Origin of the sequence: Nodosilinea sp. P-1105 (assembly GCF_012911975.1) — a bacterium.
Taxonomy (GTDB): Bacteria; Cyanobacteriota; Cyanobacteriia; order Phormidesmidales; family Phormidesmidaceae; genus Nodosilinea.
The window spans coordinates 1-1,114 of record NZ_SMDQ01000172.1 but is presented as its reverse complement, the minus strand read 5'-3'; the positions used below and the strand labels follow the sequence as shown (position 1 = coordinate 1,114).

Sequence of the window (1,114 nt, the reverse complement as noted above, 5' to 3'; positions counted from 1 at the left end):
CCTTGCCCGTCAGTCACTAAAAGCACAAACCCTCAGTCCCTTTCACTTAGAGGGTTTCCCGGCTTAAATCACACCCCAATACTGTGTACACAGTGTTTATATCAGAGGATCGACTCTCGGAAGAAAGGCCAGTCACAGGAGGTGTGGATGTTTCTGTGGACAATGAGTATGTCGCCACTGTTAATTGTGCCAATGAAGATATCATCAGCAACCTCATGGGTGTCGATTTACAGCCATCTGATTGAAATGAAGGGAAAGATGTTTCTACTTCTAAAGAATATAAATTACTTATTCTACTCGACGGATAAGCCCTGAAAAGCCAGCCACCCAAAGGGAGGTGAAGATCCAGCCGAGCAGAATATGTATCCAAAAATAAAAAAGCAAAAGTCCTCCACACCTCACGTCCAAAAGTAGAAAATCGACTTTAAAGATCCTGTGACCTCGGCTAGCTTTCGGTAGCCAGTAATTTGACTGATTAAGCTCAACTATAGGCAAAAATACATCCAGTGAATAAGTTGGCGAGAAAAATTCTGGATAGGTTGGCATTTGTTCTGTTTGGCTTTCTTCTTCAGATGGTGAACTCTCTAATGCTGGTGCTTCTGGCTTCTCTGGATTCACGGTTACATATGCTTCGAGTTCGGATGGCTCAATCAGATTATTCTTATAACCAAAATGAAATAAAAATGTACCAAAACCAATAATAAATAGTGATATCCACAGCGCTCGATGGGATTTATAACCGTGAGCGATTGTAATACCAAGAAATCGATTCCAAAAACGACTTAGCCTCCCCAATTGGCCGTATTTACAAATATCATCATGCTTAGCAATAAGGACTTTTGTCGCTTCACGCGTGTGTCCACCATCTTTAAGCACTTTAGTAAAAGTAGGGTGGGCACTGCCCACCATTTCATTAACGCCTTTTCACCCACAACTCCGCAAGAGATCTTCAAGACTAGAGATCTTCAAGACATGCCTTCTAACAATTGGCTAACGGCCCCTAAAAGAGGAGGAATCTTGTTTCGCACAACATCCCACAATACTGTTCGGATAAACAGAATTTCAGTATATTTGCACTGTTCTGACAGAGCAGGTGTATGGTGCAACTCAAGGA

The 1,114-nt window shown here is 42.1% G+C and carries 1 protein-coding gene; it reads right to left on the bottom strand.

Annotated elements, in window-relative coordinates; all coding sequences use genetic code 11:
• Nucleotides 1–288: 288 nt before the first annotated feature.
• Nucleotides 289–909, bottom strand: coding sequence for a hypothetical protein (locus tag E1H13_RS26615; protein ID WP_169617973.1), 621 nt, complete (start codon nt 907–909; stop codon nt 289–291).
• Nucleotides 910–1,114: the final 205 nt, after the last annotated feature.